This window comes from uncultured Winogradskyella sp., assembly GCF_947495255.1.
Classification (GTDB): domain Bacteria; phylum Bacteroidota; class Bacteroidia; order Flavobacteriales; family Flavobacteriaceae; genus Winogradskyella.
On sequence record NZ_CANLYI010000004.1, the window covers coordinates 152,245 to 170,476 of the forward strand.

General features: G+C 32.2%; 15 protein-coding genes. 4 read left to right on the plus strand and 11 right to left on the minus strand.

Features of this window, described 5'->3' with window-relative positions; genetic code table 11:
- From Q0807_RS07570 to Q0807_RS07605, 8 genes are all read right to left on the minus strand, one after another.
- The gene (locus tag Q0807_RS07570; protein WP_299108208.1) at positions 1-1,143 is read right to left on the minus strand and encodes an MFS transporter; all 1,143 of its coding nucleotides are present in this window, start codon (positions 1,141-1,143) and stop codon (positions 1-3) included.
- 79 nt (positions 1,144-1,222) lie between these two features.
- Positions 1,223-1,768, minus strand: a complete 546-nt coding sequence (locus Q0807_RS07575; RefSeq protein ID WP_299108210.1) for an OmpH family outer membrane protein — start codon at positions 1,766-1,768, stop codon at positions 1,223-1,225.
- 256 nt (positions 1,769-2,024) lie between these two features.
- Positions 2,025-2,885 carry a class I SAM-dependent methyltransferase gene (locus Q0807_RS07580; RefSeq protein ID WP_299108212.1) on the minus strand — a complete coding sequence of 287 codons (861 nt, stop codon included), beginning with the start codon at positions 2,883-2,885 and terminating at the stop codon, positions 2,025-2,027.
- A 33-nt stretch (positions 2,886-2,918) separates the two neighbouring features.
- The gene (locus tag Q0807_RS07585; RefSeq protein ID WP_299108214.1) at positions 2,919-3,389 is read right to left on the minus strand and encodes a hypothetical protein; all 471 of its coding nucleotides are present in this window, start codon (positions 3,387-3,389) and stop codon (positions 2,919-2,921) included.
- 101 nt (positions 3,390-3,490) lie between these two features.
- Complete coding sequence (mnmG, locus tag Q0807_RS07590; RefSeq protein ID WP_299108216.1) at positions 3,491-5,362, minus strand: tRNA uridine-5-carboxymethylaminomethyl(34) synthesis enzyme MnmG; 1,872 nt, start codon at positions 5,360-5,362, stop codon at positions 3,491-3,493.
- Between the two features lie 79 nt (positions 5,363-5,441).
- Entirely contained in the window at positions 5,442-5,855 is a 414-nt protein-coding gene (gene ybeY, locus Q0807_RS07595; protein ID WP_299108218.1) for an rRNA maturation RNase YbeY, read from the minus strand.
- Positions 5,848-9,486, minus strand: a complete 3,639-nt coding sequence (locus tag Q0807_RS07600; protein ID WP_299108220.1) for a DUF4175 family protein — start codon at positions 9,484-9,486, stop codon at positions 5,848-5,850. The genes ybeY and Q0807_RS07600 overlap by 8 nt, the downstream gene beginning before the upstream one ends.
- A gap of 22 nt (positions 9,487-9,508) precedes the next feature.
- The gene (locus tag Q0807_RS07605) at positions 9,509-10,432 is read right to left on the minus strand and encodes a hypothetical protein (protein ID WP_299108223.1); all 924 of its coding nucleotides are present in this window, start codon (positions 10,430-10,432) and stop codon (positions 9,509-9,511) included.
- A gap of 213 nt (positions 10,433-10,645) precedes the next feature.
- On the opposite strand from Q0807_RS07605, the gene gltX reads away from it, so the two are divergent.
- Complete coding sequence (gene gltX / locus Q0807_RS07610; RefSeq protein WP_299108225.1) at positions 10,646-12,160, plus strand: glutamate--tRNA ligase; 1,515 nt, start codon at positions 10,646-10,648, stop codon at positions 12,158-12,160.
- 57 nt (positions 12,161-12,217) lie between these two features.
- Positions 12,218-13,201 carry an SGNH/GDSL hydrolase family protein gene (locus Q0807_RS07615; RefSeq protein ID WP_299108227.1) on the plus strand — a complete coding sequence of 328 codons (984 nt, stop codon included), beginning with the start codon at positions 12,218-12,220 and terminating at the stop codon, positions 13,199-13,201.
- Positions 13,202-13,211: 10 nt separating this feature from the next.
- Here the strand turns inward: Q0807_RS07615 and Q0807_RS07620 are convergent, their stop codons facing one another.
- A complete protein-coding gene (locus Q0807_RS07620) occupies positions 13,212-13,889 on the minus strand; it encodes a hypothetical protein (protein WP_299108229.1) in 678 nt (225 codons plus the stop codon).
- Positions 13,890-13,985: 96 nt separating this feature from the next.
- On the opposite strand from Q0807_RS07620, the gene Q0807_RS07625 reads away from it, so the two are divergent.
- Together Q0807_RS07625 and Q0807_RS07630 are read left to right on the plus strand one after the other, a co-directional pair.
- Positions 13,986-14,918, plus strand: coding sequence for an SPFH domain-containing protein (locus Q0807_RS07625; RefSeq protein ID WP_299108230.1), 933 nt, complete (start codon positions 13,986-13,988; stop codon positions 14,916-14,918).
- Positions 14,911-15,426: a hypothetical protein gene (locus Q0807_RS07630; RefSeq protein WP_299108232.1), complete on the plus strand. Its 516-nt coding sequence runs from the start codon at positions 14,911-14,913 to the stop codon at positions 15,424-15,426. The genes Q0807_RS07625 and Q0807_RS07630 overlap by 8 nt, the downstream gene beginning before the upstream one ends.
- 61 nt (positions 15,427-15,487) lie before the next feature.
- On the opposite strand, the gene Q0807_RS07635 is transcribed toward Q0807_RS07630, so the two are convergent.
- Positions 15,488-15,979 (minus strand): DUF1761 domain-containing protein, encoded by a 492-nt coding sequence (locus Q0807_RS07635; RefSeq protein WP_299108234.1) that lies wholly within the window; start codon positions 15,977-15,979, stop codon positions 15,488-15,490.
- 116 nt (positions 15,980-16,095) lie between these two features.
- Positions 16,096-18,105, minus strand: coding sequence for a glutamine--tRNA ligase/YqeY domain fusion protein (locus tag Q0807_RS07640; RefSeq protein ID WP_299108236.1), 2,010 nt, complete (start codon positions 18,103-18,105; stop codon positions 16,096-16,098).
- Positions 18,106-18,232: the final 127 nt, after the last annotated feature.

Below are 18,232 nucleotides of genomic sequence, written 5' to 3' on the forward strand. Positions count from 1 at the left end.
CTACAAATTATTTTTTTGAGTTTTAAAAAATAATTGAGAAATAGGAATGAACATTAACCCGCAAACGACTAGCGTAAAAAAAGCGTTTTTTAGTCCAAATGCATGCGATAAATAACCAATAAGTAGTGGTCCAATAAACATACCTACAATAGCATAAGTCCCAATAATAGAAATAGCCATTCCTGCAGAGTATTTTTTTGATTTACCAGCTAAAATATAGGTCATTGGAAAAATGGCAGAAACACCTATTCCTACTAAGCAGAATCCAATTAATGCCGTCCAAAATTGTGGAAATAAAATAGTTGTTAATGTACCTGTTGAAATCAACAAACCACTAATAATATATAGTTTTGGCATGCCAATTTTATCTAATACTTTATCTAAGAAAAATCTAGACGTCGCCATAAAAACCATAAATAACAAATAACCATAAGTGAAGACATCCTCTTTAACAACCTCTTTAAAATAGATACCACTCCAATCAAACATACCACCTTCGCATATCGCAGCAAAAAAGATAAGTAAACCTAAATAAAATATAAAAGGGTCTGGTTTGCCAATAATGAGCTTATTTCCAGTTATAGACTTGTCTTTTGTTAGTGAATATTTATAAGCAATTATAGTCGCTAAGATTGTTATTAGAGCAATAGCTAAAAAGTGATTTTGAATAGTAACATTAAACCTTACCATAAACGTAGAAAAAACTACGCCTACGACTCCTCCAAGGCTCCATACACCATGAAAAGAACCAATAATTTTTTTCTCATACAGTGCTTGCAACGTAATAGACTGAGCGTTCATTGCTATATTTAATACTCGCATACAAATAGAAAATAGAGCTAATACAATTATTAATAAAACGGAAGTTTTAACTAAACTAATTCCCAATAATGAGAGGGAGAAAAAAAGAAAAGAAACCAGGAGTAAATCTCTATTGTTAAACTTAGAAATTAACCAACCAGACGTTACTGTGCCAATTAAAGCTGCAAATGGCATTACCAATAAAATACTACCTAACTGAGCATCATTTAAATTAAAATACGCCTTTAAGGTTGGAATACGCGAAGCCCAAGTCGCAAAACACAAACCTGAAAGAAAAAAATAGCCACTTAAAGCAACACGGTTAACCTGTTTTGTATTCAACCTTATTTAATTTTTTTTATTTAACTAAAAAGAGTCAGGCTTTATACCTGACTCTATTCTAAATTTTATAATACATTAACTATTCCTCTGACTTAGGCTCTTCTTTTGAACCACTCGCTTTGTAAGCTTCATTAATTTCTTTAGTTACAACTTCAGTTATGTCGTTAGCTTCAATTCCATAAACAACACTACCTGCTTGATTCTTACCTAAAATAAAAGTATAACCGTTCTTTTTTCCGTAATCTTCTACAAATGCATTCATTTTTGAAATTACAGAATCCATTTCTACATTAAACATTTGCTCCATTTGTTGTTGTTGCATTTGCATTTGTTGCTGAACTGGTTGCCATTTTTGAGAAAAAGCCTGAGACTCTTGTTGTTGTTTTTGTGGCGATAATTTACTTATACGTTGTTGTATAGATTGCATTTCCATTTGGTAAACCATAGCAATACTATCTCTCCTTTTAGAAAAGATTTCATTTTGAGTTTTAAACTTACCCTCAGTATCAATTTTCATTTGATAATCGTTAATCACTTCACCATTATCTATAAATGCTATTTTTTGTTGTTCTTGGCAAGAAGCCGCTCCAACCAAAACCATTAAACCTAAAATTACCTTCTTCATTTTTTTTTGTTATTTAATTATTTACGAAATCTCAAAACTCTCATGTTTGCGTTTCAATTTAATTTTTGCAAATGTATAAAAGTTCAGTTTTGTTTTCATGAATTTTTACACTATTGATATTTTCTATACTATTTTATGTGTCATATTTTTAAAATCTATCAAAAACAAAGCCATATAAAGCGATTTAAGCACGTTTTAAAATTTCGACTTGTTATTCCGTATTTACAATTAAGATACAAAAACAGTGTTGCTTATATTACGATTCAGCGTTCTTTAAGACATAAATATGCGAAGAATACTCCTCAGAACGATTTGCTTTGCGATTAGATTGCCATCCTATCCAAAATGCTTTGATGGGATTCATAAATCCAGATTTATATTTTTCTGAAAGTAAACAGACATAATAAGCGTCAAATTTCATTGGTAAGGTTTTTACCAATGTCATATTCTTAGTTTTAAATATTTCTGAAATTGAAGTTTTAGAAAAATGCCAAAGATGTCTTGGCACATCAAAAGCAGCCCAAAAATTTTTATAATAGTCTGCATCATAACTTTTATAATTGGGAACAGCAATTACCAAAGTACCATTTGGTTTTAAAAGTGATTTAAATAAGGTAGTATGCATTTCTAAATCTGGTAAATGTTCTAAAACATGCCAAAGTGTAATAACATCAAAACTATTAGGTTTAAGCTTCTTTAATTTTTCAGTTTCAAAAACCGAATTACTAGTTTTTGAATTTGCTATTTTACGCGCGCTTTCGTTTGGTTCAATCCCTGTAACCTTCCAATTATCATTTAAAGCCGTTTGTAAAAAATCACCTGTTCCGCATCCAATATCTAAAAGTGATTTAGTTTCTGACTCAAAAGAATTAATTAATTTCAATTTTCGCTTTAGAGAAATTTCCCTCACCTTGTGGTATGCAAATTCTAATAGATTTCGCTTCGTATCTGTATGCGAAATATAGTCTTCACTTTTATAATATTCAGATAACTTTTCTCCCTTTGGTTGAGGAAAAGTTTCTAACATATCAAGTTCCTTATTGTATAATAATTGGAACTGGTCGCCAGAAACTGAATGGTCTTTTAGGGTTAGGTATGTTTGTTTATTGTTTGGCACGAATTCTATTTACATTTTAAATAATTTACAATATCAATGATATAATATTTCTTCAATTTGTCTAACAAATGAAACATTATCCTTTTTTGAAATGAAAAATGCGGAAGGATTAAGTGCACCTGTAAGCGCCAAAACCCCATAATTTTCATTAAATAGGGTGGGTTCTATTCCATCAACTATTGGATTCTTCATCTTATAACAATCAAATGAATTTCCTTCTGAATCGGACAATACTTTTAATTTATCTACTTCATATTGAGAGCCAATATCAAAACTCAAAATTTTAGAATTCAAATTATAGCCAATCTTTAAACTTCTTGACAAGTCTGTTTCGCTAATATAATTATACATAATTACTGAATCTGTAATTGTTTTACTTAGTCGATATTCAGTTCTTAGTTTTAAAGAATCATTAAACAATCCATACAAATACCGTGTTTCAGAAATGGTAGGATTTTGTACAAAAGTCTGTTCATTATATTTTTCTTGGACATCACTTAGCATATAAAAAGTAAATCCAATCGTTGACAAAACAATAATTGCGAAAACAAAAATCAGTATGTCTTTAGTTTTATTCAAATGATTGTTTCACGTGGAACATTATTTTATCTTCCTAAATAAACCAATAAAACAGAAATATCATTAGGTGAAACTCCACTAATTCGAGATGCTTGAGAAATGGTTACTGGTTTAATTTTATCTAATTTTTGCCTAGCCTCTATACTCATGGATTTCAATTTTGAATAATCAAAATCAGCAGGAATCTTTAAACCTTCTAATCGATTTAATTTATCGGCATTGTTTTTTTCCTTCTCAATATAACCAGCATATTTTACTTGAATTTCAGTTTGCTCTATTACTTCATTATCTAAATCATTAGCCTGAATATAGTTTTCTACAGCTTCAAATTTACGTACATCATCTATTGTAATATTTGGTCGAGCATATAACTTAAACATTTTATCTTGCTGCTTAACAGTTGCAGAATTCTTAGATTCTAAAACAGGATTAGCTTCATCTGGTGTTATACTTGTATCTTTAAAAAACTGCACAAAGGCTTCAGATTTAGATTGCTTTTCTTCCATACGTCTTAATCGTTTTTCCGATGCTAAACCTAAACCATAACCTTTTGGTGTTAACCTAAAGTCTGCGTTATCTTGTCTTAAAAGCGTTCTATATTCGGCACGAGATGTAAACATTCTATAAGGCTCTTCAGTACCTTTTGTAATTAAGTCATCTATTAAAACACCAATATAAGCTTCATCACGCTGTAATGTAAACGCTTCCTTTTCTTGCACTTTTAAACTCGCATTAATACCAGCCATCAAACCTTGAGAAGCTGCTTCTTCGTAACCCGTTGTTCCATTTATCTGACCAGCGAAATATAAGCCTTCAACTAACTTAGTTTCTAATGTGTGCTTTAATTGTGTTGGTGGAAAATAATCGTATTCAATTGCATAACCTGGTCTAAAGAATTTTACGTTTTCAAAACCTACAACAGAACGTAAGGCTTTAAATTGAACATCTTCTGGTAATGACGTAGAGAATCCATTTATATAATATTCGCACGTATTCCACCCTTCTGGTTCTACAAATAATTGATGTCTATCCTTATCAGCAAACCGATTAATCTTATCTTCAATTGAAGGACAATAACGAGGGCCAACACTTTTAATTCGACCATTAAACATTGGCGAACGGTCAAAACCTTCACGCAATAAATCATGGACCGCTTCACTCGTATAAGTCAAATGACAAGAACGCTGATGTGTTAGTGGTTTTGTAATATCCAAATATGAAAATTTTTCAGGATTCTCATCTCCTGGCTGTTCAACCATTTTTGAAAAATCTAAAGAACGACCATCAACTCTTGGTGGTGTTCCTGTTTTCATTCTTCCAGATTCGAAACCTAAATTTACAAGTTGTTCTGTAATTCCGGTTGCCGCTCTTTCACCTGCTCTTCCTCCTCCAAAATTCTTATCGCCAATATGAATTAATCCATTTAAAAAAGTTCCGTTAGTAAGTACAACTGACTTTGCTCTCACCTCAACTCCGAGTGATGTTTTTACACCAACCACTTTGTGATTTTTAACAATAAGACCAGATACCATCTCTTGATAGAAGTCAAGATTTTCGGTTCCTTCTAAAAGCATTCTCCAATCTTCCGCAAAACGCATTCTATCAGATTGCACTCTAGGACTCCACATTGCAGGTCCTTTAGATTTATTAAGCATCTTAAATTGTATCGCAGATGTATCTGAAACGATTCCGCTATAACCTCCAAGCGCATCAATCTCTCTTACAATTTGCCCTTTTGCTATTCCTCCCATTGCAGGATTACAAGACATCTGAGCGATGTTTTGAAGATTCATGGTAATCAATAATGTTTTGCTTCCCATATTTGCAGCAGCCGCAGCAGCTTCACTTCCTGCGTGACCTGCACCAACAACTATAACATCATATTCCTCGTTAAACATATTGAATTTTTATTTTGTTCCACGTGGAACAATTAAATTATTAAAATTTTGGATTTGCAAATATACGCTGAAATCGTGACTATAGATTTCGCTTTGCTAAGTAATAATCCTCTTTAGACCTCATCATCTTTTCATCGTCTTCCGATTTATCTTTGTAACCACAATAATGCAACACACCATGAATGATTACTCGCGCCATTTCATCATTAAAAGATACTTTAAAATCTGAAGCATTTTCCTTCACTCTATCCACTGAAATATAAATATCACCATGTAGTTCTTTTCCTACTGAATAATCGAAGCTAATAATGTCCGTTAGTGTATCGTGATTTAAGAAATCAACATTCAATTTGTGTAAATAATCGTCTGAACAAAAAATGTAATTTATCTCTCCTTCTTTACAATGTTCTTCTAAAATGGTATTGCTAATCCAGTCTGAAAAACCTTGTTCTTCGTCTAAATTAAAATCGGTTTCGTAGTTAAAACTAATCATTGGTTTTCTTAAAATACTCTTGAATTTTTTTCTTTAAATGATTTTGCAAAGGTAATGCTTGACGATTTAAAATTTCAGTTGTATTAAAATATTGTTTTGCCGTAGGAATCTGACTTGGATTATTTTGATTAAATTCTTCTTTATTAGTTTCAGATTTACGCTTGGTGTCTTGACCTTGCATAAAAGTCGCGTTCTCCATCTTTAATAATTTATGTTGTACATCCATCATTTTTTGAAGCGTTTGGTTTGTAAATCCTGTATTCAACAAATCGAGTTCAATCTCTTCCATTTGCTTTATTAGTTGTCCGGCAGATTCAATTCTTCCTTCCTTACCAAGTCTGTCTTCTAGTGCTTGACGCAATAATTGTTGTTTCTGATAAATCTTAAATAATTCTCCATTCTGCTCCTCACTTCCACCTTCACCATAACCGTCATTTTTTTCGCCTTCACCTTCGCCATTGCCAGCACCACCATTTTTACCATCTTTTCCATTCTTGCCCTTACCTTCTCCATTTTTACCTTGACCATCACCTTCTTTCTGTCCACCTTCATTGCCCTCATCTTTCTGTTCACCATTCTTACCAGACTTTCCACCTTTTCCACCTTTTCCTTGTCCTTCTCCACTCTTACCGTTATCACCGCTTTTACCGTCATTTCCTTCTTTTCCAGCTTTACCCTTATCCCCTGGTTTTTCACCTTCACCTTCTTTTCCATCTTTACCAGGTTTCTGTCCTTCACCTTCCTTACCCTTATCGCCTTCTTCACCCTTTTCTCCTTCTTTACCCTCTTCACCTTTCTTTACGCCTTCTTCCATCTTTTTATTGAGTTCTTCTTGACTCATAATAATATCTTCCAATTGAGATTCTCCTTCGCCTTCACCTTGAGACGGATTCATATCCATTTCCATGTTATCTAAAACATCACTTAAAAAACTCGCTAATTCATTAGTAGAAGTTACTGCGTATTGTTGTGCACCAACGCCTTGGTACAAACGATTTTCTGAGAGCTGTTCTAGGGCTTTATCGATGTTAAAATAAACCTCTGTAATTTGCGAATTCACTTTTTCAGAAATCTTAGGTTGTCTTAAGGATAACGCAAACAAACTATCATCTATATGTTCAAAATGTTCTCTTAAATTACTTTGTTCAATAATATACTTTCCGTAGTTATTATTATTGATTCCTATACTTTCAAAAGTTTCCATAAGAGCCTCTTGGTCGAAAGAATACAGTAACGAATTTTCTAATATTTGACGTAACGCATCAATATCTTCTGCCGCTTGGTCTCCTCCTCCTCCTCCTCCAGCCGCAGCTTTCTTAAGCATATCACTGATTTCCTTCATTTTCTGAGCAGCTTGCTTTTGCTTCTTTTTAGCCTTCTCTTGCTGTTCCTTAGCTTTTTCAGCATCTTCTTTAGATTCACTATCTTCTTTCTGTTCTAAGGCTTCTTTGGCTTCCTTTTGGTCGAATTTTATCTCATCTTCTAAAAATTCATCTCTAGCAATCTTCATAGGTTTTTGAAGTTGCCTGTCTTCGCGTTTTAAATCTTCTAAATCTTTTTGAAGTTTATCAAAATCCTCATTCAATTTTTCTTGAGCTTCTTTGGTGTTTTCTTTTTCCTTTTTGGATAACTCGTCTTGTTCTTCTGACAGTTTTTCTAATTCACTTGAAACTTTCTCAGCCTTCTTCATCACATAAAAACGTTTCGTCAACTCTAAAAGTTGCTTCATGCTACGTTTCTTATTCTTGTTTTGTTTGGCTAATTCTTCAAGCTTTTGTGTGAACTCTTCCTTGTTGATTTTATCCTTTAATTCTTCAAGCTCTTTGAGTAATTCTTCGTCTTTCTTTAATTGTTCTTCATTCTCTTTTAAACGTTCCTTTAAATCTTCTTTAAATTGGTCGTCTTTCTTTTCGTCTTTTTGAAATTCTTCTAAATTATCTTGTAGTTTTTTGTTGAAATTTTTCATCAACTGTTCCTGATTTTTCTGACGTTTTAAGAACTCTTCAAATTTCTTCTTGTCATTAAAATTTAGACTTTCTTTTTCCTTTTGGGTTTTAGATAATTCTTCGAGTTTTTTATCTTGCTCTTGAAGTTTATCGAACGTTTTACTAATATCTTTTATAGTTTCATTTTGCTCGTTAAGCTGCTTCTGCTCTTCTTCATCTTTAGTCAATTTTCGGTAACTAAATGTTGAACTTTTTGTACGCTTATAATTATGTAATGCATCGTTATCAAAAACCTCAAAATACAGTTGGTAACTTACACCATCTTCTAGGTTGAACTGATTAGGAAACGCACTAACAAACTCACTAAAATTAGACTTTGAAATATTAATAGGCTCTACTACTTTTTTTGATTCATCTTCACTAGGATAATACACCAATTGTAGCTTTGTTAAACCATAATCATCACTTGCTTGACCATAGAAATACAAACTTTGTTGGTCTATTGAATCTATTTGAACCTTGATATTCAACTCTGGATAAATATCCTTTACTACATTAATATTGTACGCCAAATTCTCGTAATCTTTTAAATCACCATTACTTGTTGTAATACTGTAATTGTAATTTTTATAAAGTTGTTTTGACCCTTCAAAATTACCGTTGTCTTTAGACTTAAAACTTAAGGTATCTTGAGCATAAATATGAACACCTGTGGTGGATTTTGTCTTTGCTTTCCAGGTGATTTTAGTCCCTTCAGGAATAACAGCAGAACCTGTACTTTTTAAAACTTCATCTTGTTTTTTGGTGTGTGATGGGTAATCTAATACCATTTCAAAATTCACCAAATTTGGTGTGTTCACCACAGTTAATTTATACGGTTTTGATGTGACATCATTTGCTGATAAGGTAAACTCAACCGCTTCTTTGGGTAAACTGAATGTGTACTGAAATTCGCCAGCTGCAATTTGTTGCAAAAAGTACGATTGACCGTTAAATTTAATTTGTGCGTTCTCAGGAATTACATTTCCTGCAGTTGAAACTTGTAACCTAAAATCTTTATTTTCTATAGCTTGAAGCGATTCATTCAATACAAAAAACTGAAAAGGTGCTGGTGGCTCGTATGCCGTTTTGTAATTAACAACACGTTCGTAACTATCACTAAACCAATTTATTTTTCCGGTAACAAACGACAACAATAAAATAGCAATAGGAATAGCTGCATATTTTAAATATTTGGTATTTGATTTAAAATTAACGGCTGATTTAAAAGGAATGGGTTGTAACTCTTGAGACTTCTGCTCTATACTTGCTAATAGTAAATCGGATTGTTGAGGGCTTTGATTAAGTTGAAGTACGTTTAATAGTTTATCGTTCACTTCTGGAAAATGATTTCCTATAAGTTTTGAAGCCGTTTCAAAATTGATACCTTGTCTTAGTTTGAATAAATGTGACAACGGAATGGCTATGAATTTAACGAAGAGTGCTAATTCTACTGCGATAAACGTCCAAAATAATATCGTTCTAGCTGTTGGATTAAGCCATAACACATATTCTACTAATAATGTAATTATAAGATATAACAAACCAATGGCGAAAAATAAGATAGCACCTTTTAGTAGTTCATTGGTATAATACCTTTTAATGAATTGCTCTAGCTTTTGTTTTATAGTTTCGAAATTGCTCATTTAGCCAATTATAATTCTTCTTTTAACTCCAGTTTATCAAATTATCTTTATCAACAATAGACCAACTGTGCGGATGACGCTCTCCATTAGAACGGTAACCTTTATTTTCTGTTGCAATATACTGCACGTCTTTAAACCCAAAATCCTTCAAAGATTCAGATAGGCTTTTTATATAATATGCATTCATTTCATCATATTTAGCCATTGTTCTTTCTTTCCACCAAAGCGTATCTGGTTCTGTATAAAGTCTAATTCTTGTGTTTTTTAAGTTTTCTATATTATCAAAATTATTCGTCTCTGACGTAAACACAGCAAACGCTTCATAGTTAGAAATGTTTTTATGAGGATTACCAAATTCTTTTCTTAATGTTTGCAGTATCCATGTGCTTTCTTCCATTGTAGAATTAGACAAATTACGCTTTATGTTTTTTTCTGAAGTCTTATACAAAGCTACTAAATCAATAGGCGAATCAACAATAAAAACACCTTCTGGAACTAAATTAGAATTTCCATTAGTCATGTAATCACTTATTAAAAGTGCCATATTTCCACCACTAGAAAATCCACCTATAAAAATATTATCTTCAGGCAATTTATGCTCATTAAAAATAAATTGAAGTTCCTTAGTTAGTTCTTCTAATTCACTTTTTCCGAGCCATAATTTTCTATTATAGTTCATATACAAAACGGCAACGTCATTATTTTTAGCGTTTTCAAGTATTTTAAATTCTCGCTTTACATCTTTAGCCGTTTCAGGAAAACCTCCAAAAAGCACTAAGCTTGCTTTTATATTTTTTGTTGGTTGATGTAATTCATAATTATCGCGTTTTATCTCTATAAACTTTTCTTCTACTAAGTTTTCTGTTTCCTCTTTTACCTCTTTCACTTCATTTTTACATGAGATAAAAACAGTAATTATTAATAGTATTACTAAAAGCTTCTTCATGGATTCAATTGTAAAATAAAAAATGCTAAACTACACTCTATATTACCTTTAACTGACTAAACTACAAATTTATTTTAATCGAAAATAGTTGAAAACTAATAAGATTCTGTTAATATAGAAGAATTAACGCTTAAATACGGTAAAACTTAACAACTGCTTATTTTCTTTGTTCTAAAAATCTATCAAACTATCTTTGCGCTTTAATATACAATTATGTCTAAAAAAGTACGTGTGCGTTTTGCACCAAGTCCAACAGGACCATTACATATTGGTGGTGTAAGAACCGCTTTATTCAACTATTTATTTGCCAAAAAACATGGTGGTGATTTTGTCCTCAGAATTGAGGATACAGACCAAAATCGTTATGTTGAAGGTGCTGAAGATTACATCGTTGAATCATTAAATTGGTGTGGCATTTCTTTTGATGAAGGCCCAAATAAAAACGAAAAATTCGGTCCTTACAGACAAAGTGAGCGTAAGGATTTGTATAAACAATATGCAGATGAATTAATAGCAAGCGGAAATGCTTATTATGCTTTTGATACTGCAGAACAATTAGATGCTGAGCGTAAAGGACATGAAGAAAAAGGTAAAACTTTTATTTACAACTGGCATAACCGTGAAAGAGGACGTTTAGTTAACTCTTTAGTTTTAACTGAAGACGAAACGAAAGCTAAAATTGATGCTGGTGAGGATTTTGTAATTCGTTTTAAATCGCCTCAAGATGAAACGTTACATCTTACAGATATTATTCGTGGAAACATAAAAATTGATACCAATGTTTTAGACGATAAAGTGTTATTTAAAAGTGATGGCATGCCAACCTATCACCTAGCGAATATTGTCGATGACCATTTAATGGAAATTACACATGTTATCCGTGGTGAAGAATGGTTACCATCTTTAGCATTGCATAAATTATTATATGATGCATTTGGTTGGGAAGCACCAGAATTTGCACATTTGCCATTGATTTTAAAACCAACAGGAAAAGGAAAACTAAGCAAGCGTGATGGAGATAAAATGGGCTTTCCTGTATTTCCTTTAGAATATACAGCACCAGACGGAACGGTTTCTAGAGGTTATAAAGAAGATAGCTATTTCCCAGAAGCGGTTGTAAATTTCTTAGCCTTTTTAGGATGGAATCCTGGAACGGAACAAGAGATTTTCAGTTTAGAGCAATTAGTTGCTGATTTTGATTTAGCAAGAGTAAATAAAGCTGGCGCACGTTTTGACCCAGATAAAACCAAATGGTTTAATCATCATTACATGCAACAGCAATTAGATTTAGATTTAGCTGAGCAGTTTAAAGCTATAAGACCAGAATTATCAGACATTGATGTTAATTACATCGCTTTAGTTGTTGGGTTAATTAAAGAACGTGCAACGTTTGTTAATGATTTTTGGGATTTGAGTCACTTCTTTTTTACAGCGCCAACAGCTTATGATGAAAAAGCGTCTAAAAAAGCTCTAAAAGAAGGAACAGCTGATGTAATGACAAAGGTTATTGAACTTGTTAATGCTACTGATGACTTTACGGTTGAAAATCTTCAAACCAACATTAAAGGTTGGATTACTGATAACGAAATTGGTTTTGGTAAAGTTATGATGCCTTTAAGGCTCGCTTTAGTTGGAGCATTACAAGGACCAGATGTTTTTGATATTATGTATATGATTGGTAAAACAGAAACGGTTAGTCGAATTGAAGCTTTAATCAAGCAAGTTTAGTGTACCAACTAAGACCTGTCAGGTTTTAAAAACCTGACAGGTCTGAAAATTATATATATGAAGTCCAATTTTTTCATTTTAATCTTTGTTTTAACGCTAGTTACTTCATGTAAAAGTGAAAAAAAATCAGAAATAGATTTAGTGACTAAAGAATTGCCTTTACACAATAAACGTGTATTAATTTTAGGTAATAGTATTACGCAACATGGTCATTATGTAGACTTTATAGAATATTATCTACGTAAGCAATATACTGATAATCAATTAGATATTATCAGTATAGGCTTATCTAGTGAAACTATTTCTGGGACCTCAGAAGACCAACGTGAGTATCCTAGACCAAATGTTAGAACACGATTAGATAAGGCTTTAACTGAAATTAAACCAGATTTAGTTATTGCGTGTTATGGGATGAATGATGGAAATTATCATCCACTAGATAGCCTTAGATTTCAAGAATATAAAACTGGCATTTCAGAATTAAAAACTAAGGTTGAAGGCATCAATGCTCAATTAATTTTGATGACACCAACTATTTTTGACCCAAATCCTATTGAAGAACGCGTGTCAAAAGATGGTGAAAAACATGAATATTGGCACCCATATTATAAGTATAATGATGTATTAGAAGCGTATGCTGATTGGTTGTTGAGTATAGAAACTGATGCGCTTCAAGTTATAGATTTACACCATCACCTTGGTCCTATTTTGGCTGAAATGAAAACGATTAAAGCAGATTCTACTTTTATTCCAGATGGTGTTCATCCTAATAAAATTGGACATTTATATATGGCTCAAAAAATTTTAAAAGATTTATATCCTGAAATTTCTATTGAACATCCTATTGCTGAAATAGAGTTTTTAAAAATAGATTCGCTTTATAGTTTAGTTAGCAAAAGACGCGAACTACGTTCTGAAGGTTGGCGCAATTACGTTGGTTATACTAAAAATGGTGAGACTATAAAATGGGATTCTATTTCTGCTACCAAAACGGAAGTAGAAAAATTAGATAAAGCCATTGAAAACTTAATGAGTAAATAGGAATTTATTACTACAATGTAATATTTAAAGTTAAAGCCATTAAAGATTGATTCCCTTTAAACTTATCACTAGTTCCAATATTTAAATCTTGGTTATTTAATTTACCTAGCATATTTGTAAAGCCATAAATATATTGCGCTCTAATAAACAAACGTCTTACACCTAAAGTTAAACCTACAGCACCATTGGCATTAAAGTTTGATATTTTTCTGATATCTTCAGTCAATAAACTATTATAACCTATAATAATATAGCCTTCTTTACTTTCGTCCTTAAGTTCTAATTCGCTATTATATTGTAGAATAGGACCCACATCTAATGTTAGGTTATTACTAATTAATTTTATGTGAAACAAGAAAGAAATGTCAGCAGTAAACATTTTGTATTCTACAAACTCATTAGTTAAAAGTCCAATTTTAGATGCATTAATATCTACATGGTTCTGAGATAATTGCATAGTATAACTAACATTATACCATCTATGAGGAAGGTCTACTGAAGCAGACATTCCGCCAATAAAACCAGTATTAGCTTTAGTTTCAAAATTATCTGTCAGAATATCAAATTGTGTAACGCCTCCTTGTAAACCAATACCATTTTTGATTTTATAATTTTTGCGTTGTGCGTAACTTATTGTAACAAAAAGGATACAAATGACGACTAATAGAATAGATTTTGTGTTTTTCATGCTAATAATTAAAAGCTGATAGAGACAAACCTAAGTAAAATAATTAATATTACTTACTTTTAGAGTCTCGTATTATTTAACCTTAAAAAACGTGTTATGGGTCAATTTATTCTAGTTCCAATTATATTTTTTGGAATAATCATTTTAATTTCATCCTTTTTTGTGGTGAAACAACAAACCGCAGCCATTATAGAACGCTTTGGTAAATTTCATAGTATTAGACAATCTGGTTTACACCTTAAAATTCCTTTAGTAGATAAAGTAGCCGGAAAACTGAGTTTAAAAATTCAACAATTAGATGTTATTATAGAAACTAAAACATTAGATGATGTATTTGTTCGTCTTAAAGTTTCTGTTCAATATAAAGTGATTAGAGAAAAAGTTTATGACGCATTTTACAAACTAGATTATCCACATGATCAGATTACATCTTATGTATTTGATGTTGTGCGTGCTGAAGTTCCTAAAATGAAATTAGATGATGTATTTGTGCGTAAAGATGATGTTGCTATAGCAGTAAAAACAGAATTAAATGATGCCATGATGGAGTATGGTTACGATATCATTAAAACCTTAGTAACTGATATTGATCCAGATGCACAAGTAAAAGCTGCTATGAACAGAATTAATGCTGCTGATAGAGAAAAAACAGCTGCTCAATTTGAAGGTGATGCTGCAAGAATTTTAATTGTAGAGAAAGCAAAAGCTGAGGCAGAAAGTAAACGTTTACAAGGACAAGGTATTGCAGATCAAAGACGTGAAATAGCACGTGGTTTAGAAGAGTCTGTAGATGTTTTAAATAGAGTTGGTATTAACTCACAAGAAGCATCTGCACTTATCGTTGTTACACAACATTATGATACGTTACAATCCATTGGAAGTGAAACAAATAGTAATTTAATATTGTTACCTAATTCACCACAAGCAGGAAGTACAATGCTTAACGATATGGTGGCAAGTTTTACAGCTAGTAATCAAATTGGTGAAGCAATGAAGGCCTCTAAGAACAAAAAGAAAAACGATGAATAAATTAAAGAATATTCTATTATTAGTATTATTAGTGAGCAGTACAATTGCATTTTCCCAAACTAAAGAAAGTGCTATAAAAGATGCTACAGCAACAACAAAAGCCAATATAGACATGGATTTTGATACTGTAATAAAACACACTTTACCTGCTGTATTAGACATGATGGGTGGAAAAGATGCTGCTTTACAGGTTTTAAAATCTACTATGGAAGGTGCAAAAGCACAAGGTTTAGTATTTGAAAAAGCGGAAGTTATTAAGGTATCTGAACTAACTAAAGAGCAAGGTCAATCGCGCTGTATAGTTGAAGGCTACACACAAATGACCATGTCTGGACAACGAGTAAAGACTAAAATTCATTACATTGGAATATATAATGATGTTGATAAATACTGGTGGTTTGTAGAAGCAAAGCAATTGAATAATAAAGTTTTGGCTAATAAAATATTACCAAATTTTGAAACTGCTCTTGAGATTCCTGAAGATGATGTACAGGTTGAAAAGATTTAATTAAGTATTATACTATAAAAAAAGCCCTCTAGCATTTTAGAGGGCTTTTTTTATTTTAAGTTTATTTTAAACCACATAGAATACTTCCCATTACAGTTAAAGTTACAATCCAATACCCAACATTTACAAAAATATACTTTACGCTTTTACGCTCAAATAGTGCAATAGTCCCAATAATTGGAAGTGCACCAAGTACGCCAAACATAGCACCATGTAATGCACCATGTTTATAAGTTCTAAAAGTATTTCCGTAATCTGCCATAAACGCTTTAAACGATGGTTCTGCTAACTCTGGTTCTGCTCCTACCATGCTTAAAGCTCCCCATTGATGGTTTGTAAATTGCATTAACAAGAAACTCAACATTGCCGCAAAAATTAAGGCTAAACCAAAAATAATAGCAATGTTTCCACTTTTCATACGTTCTTCGGTCATTCCAGATTCGCGCATCCAAGTAATCCCAAATCCAAATTTAGGATTGTACCATAAAGCTCCAATAAATAAGGCCGCAACAGCTGCAATTGGTATCGCAATTAGATTGATAGGTAATTCCATAATGTCTTTTGTTTTATTAGTTAGTTTGAATTAAAAGTACAAAAAAACCTCTAAACGCTAACGTTAGAGGTTTATGACTTAAAGATATACTCAAATTCAGTATGTCAAATTTTTAACTAAATTTCTGAAGCTTCAGCTACTAAAATCTCGTTTTTATCTTCTTTTGCTTTTTCAATGAAATCATTAATTGCTTCATTTTCTTCTAAGCCATTTTTAAGCAACACTTTTAACGCAATTAAAACTGCGATGCGAGTACCTGATTTTTTCACTGCAGTGCAAAATAATGGCTCTAAATCATCATAAGCAACATCTTTAGCTAACGCTTGTATTTCAGATTTAACTTTTTGTTGTTTTTCCTCTGGCAAATTGGTGTATTTTTTACCAAATTGCTGAATAACACTAATCGCAGAACGTTTTTGTTGTTGCGGTTTTGGTTTATTCTGGTTTTCATTATTTTGAGGTTTAGGCTTTTGTTTTGCCCAACTATCTCTTAACCCAACCGTTTTGTTGAATACTAATTTTTGAGGTGTAGAATCATTGTCTACATTAAAATAACCTAAACGTTGAAACTGAAACTGCTCTCCTACTTCAACATCTGCTAAACTTGGTTCTAAATAACCTGTTTTTATTGTTAAAGAATTCGGGTTTAAGAATTCCATAAAGTCTTTATCCTTATCACTATCTGGTGATTCGTGCATAAACAAACGATCGTATTCTCTTATCTCTGCGGTAATAGCATGTTTAATAGATACCCAATGCAACGTTCCTTTTACTTTTTTAGACGTATCTTCATCATACGTACACTGAATTTCTAATATATCTCCATTTTGGTCTTTTACAACCTCATTAGCTTTAATGATGTACGCATTTTTTAAACGAACTTCACCACCAAGTTTCAACCTAAAATATTTGTTTCTGGCTTCTTCCTTAAAATCGTCTCTTTCGATATAAATTTCTCTTGAAAAAGGTACTTTTCTAAATCCAGCTGAATCATCTTCCTGGTTATTTTCAGCTTCTAACCATTCCTCTTTATCTTTAGGATAATTGGTTATAACTACTTTTACTGGATCTAAAACAGCCATTACTCTATTAGCTGTTTTATTTAAATTCTCACGAATACAGAACTCTAAAAGCGATACATCAATAATATTTTCGCGCTTAGCAACACCTACTTTTTCAATGAATTTACGAATAGAATTTGGTGTATAACCACGACGACGTAAACCAGAAATCGTTGGCATACGAGGATCATCCCAGCCAGAAACTATACCTTCTTCAACTAAACGTAATAACTTACGCTTACTCATTATGGTATAACTCAAATTTAAACGTGCAAATTCACGTTGTTTAGGTGGTAATGGAAATTTATCCTTACTGTATTCATAAACATTATCTCTAAACCAATCGTAAAGCTTTCTGTGAGGTTTAAATTCTAATGAACATAGTGAATGCGAAATTTGTTCTAAGTAATCACTTTCTCCATGCGTCCAATCGTACATTGGGTAAATACACCAATCATCACCAGTTCTATGATGATGTGCATACATAATACGATACATAATTGGATCTCGCATTAACATATTTGGATCCTTCATGTCAATTTTAGCACGCAATAAATGTGTACCTGCTGGAAATTTTCCGGCTTTCATACCTTCAAATAATTCCAAATTTTCTTCAACACTACGATCTCTATATGGACTATTTGTACCTACTTGTGTTGGTGTTCCTTTTTGTTTCGCCATCACTTCAGAAGATTGAGAATCTACATAAGCTTTACCGTCTTTAATCATTAAAACTGCCCAATCGTATAACTTCTGAAAATAATCTGATGAGTACAATTCATTTTCCCATTTATAACCTAACCAAGCAATATCGCGTTTTATAGCATCAACATACTCTTGCTCTTCTTTAGCAGGATTGGTATCATCGAACCTTAAGTTTACAGGTGCATCATACCGCTCTCCTAAGCCAAAACTAATACCAATGGCTTTGGTATGCCCAATATGTAAATAACCATTTGGTTCTGGCGGAAAACGAAAACGAAGCTTATCTTTTGGTAAACCGTTTGCTAAATCTTCTTCTATGATATGCTCAATAAAATTGAGTGACTTTATTTCTTCTGACATGTTTTAGGTATTCGCTGTTGGCAATTAGCTGTTGGTAAAATCTATACACAACAATAAAACTCAACATCATTGTTCCAGTTGGTAAAATTAAACAAATTGTAACATTAATTTACTTTTTTAGACTGAT

Excerpts from the sequence above, each read along its gene's own strand:
- Q0807_RS07640 (WP_299108236.1), bottom strand. The coding sequence starts at position 18,105 with ATGTCAGAAGAAATAAAGTCACTCAATTTTATTGAGCATATCATAGAA.
- Q0807_RS07635 (WP_299108234.1), bottom strand. The coding sequence starts at position 15,979 with ATGGAATTACCTATCAATCTAATTGCGATACCAATTGCAGCTGTTGCG.
- Q0807_RS07575 (WP_299108210.1), bottom strand. The coding sequence starts at position 1,768 with ATGAAGAAGGTAATTTTAGGTTTAATGGTTTTGGTTGGAGCGGCTTCT.
- Q0807_RS07620 (WP_299108229.1), bottom strand. The coding sequence starts at position 13,889 with ATGAAAAACACAAAATCTATTCTATTAGTCGTCATTTGTATCCTTTTT.
- gltX (WP_299108225.1), top strand. The coding sequence starts at position 10,646 with ATGTCTAAAAAAGTACGTGTGCGTTTTGCACCAAGTCCAACAGGACCA.
- Q0807_RS07585 (WP_299108214.1), bottom strand. The coding sequence starts at position 3,389 with ATGCTAAGTGATGTCCAAGAAAAATATAATGAACAGACTTTTGTACAA.
- Q0807_RS07615 (WP_299108227.1), top strand. The coding sequence starts at position 12,218 with ATGAAGTCCAATTTTTTCATTTTAATCTTTGTTTTAACGCTAGTTACT.
- Q0807_RS07630 (WP_299108232.1), top strand. The coding sequence starts at position 14,911 with ATGAATAAATTAAAGAATATTCTATTATTAGTATTATTAGTGAGCAGT.
- Q0807_RS07605 (WP_299108223.1), bottom strand. The coding sequence starts at position 10,432 with ATGAAGAAGCTTTTAGTAATACTATTAATAATTACTGTTTTTATCTCA.
- Q0807_RS07600 (WP_299108220.1), bottom strand. The coding sequence starts at position 9,486 with ATGAGCAATTTCGAAACTATAAAACAAAAGCTAGAGCAATTCATTAAA.
- mnmG (WP_299108216.1), bottom strand. The coding sequence starts at position 5,362 with ATGTTTAACGAGGAATATGATGTTATAGTTGTTGGTGCAGGTCACGCA.
- Q0807_RS07625 (WP_299108230.1), top strand. The coding sequence starts at position 13,986 with ATGGGTCAATTTATTCTAGTTCCAATTATATTTTTTGGAATAATCATT.
- ybeY (WP_299108218.1), bottom strand. The coding sequence starts at position 5,855 with ATGATTAGTTTTAACTACGAAACCGATTTTAATTTAGACGAAGAACAA.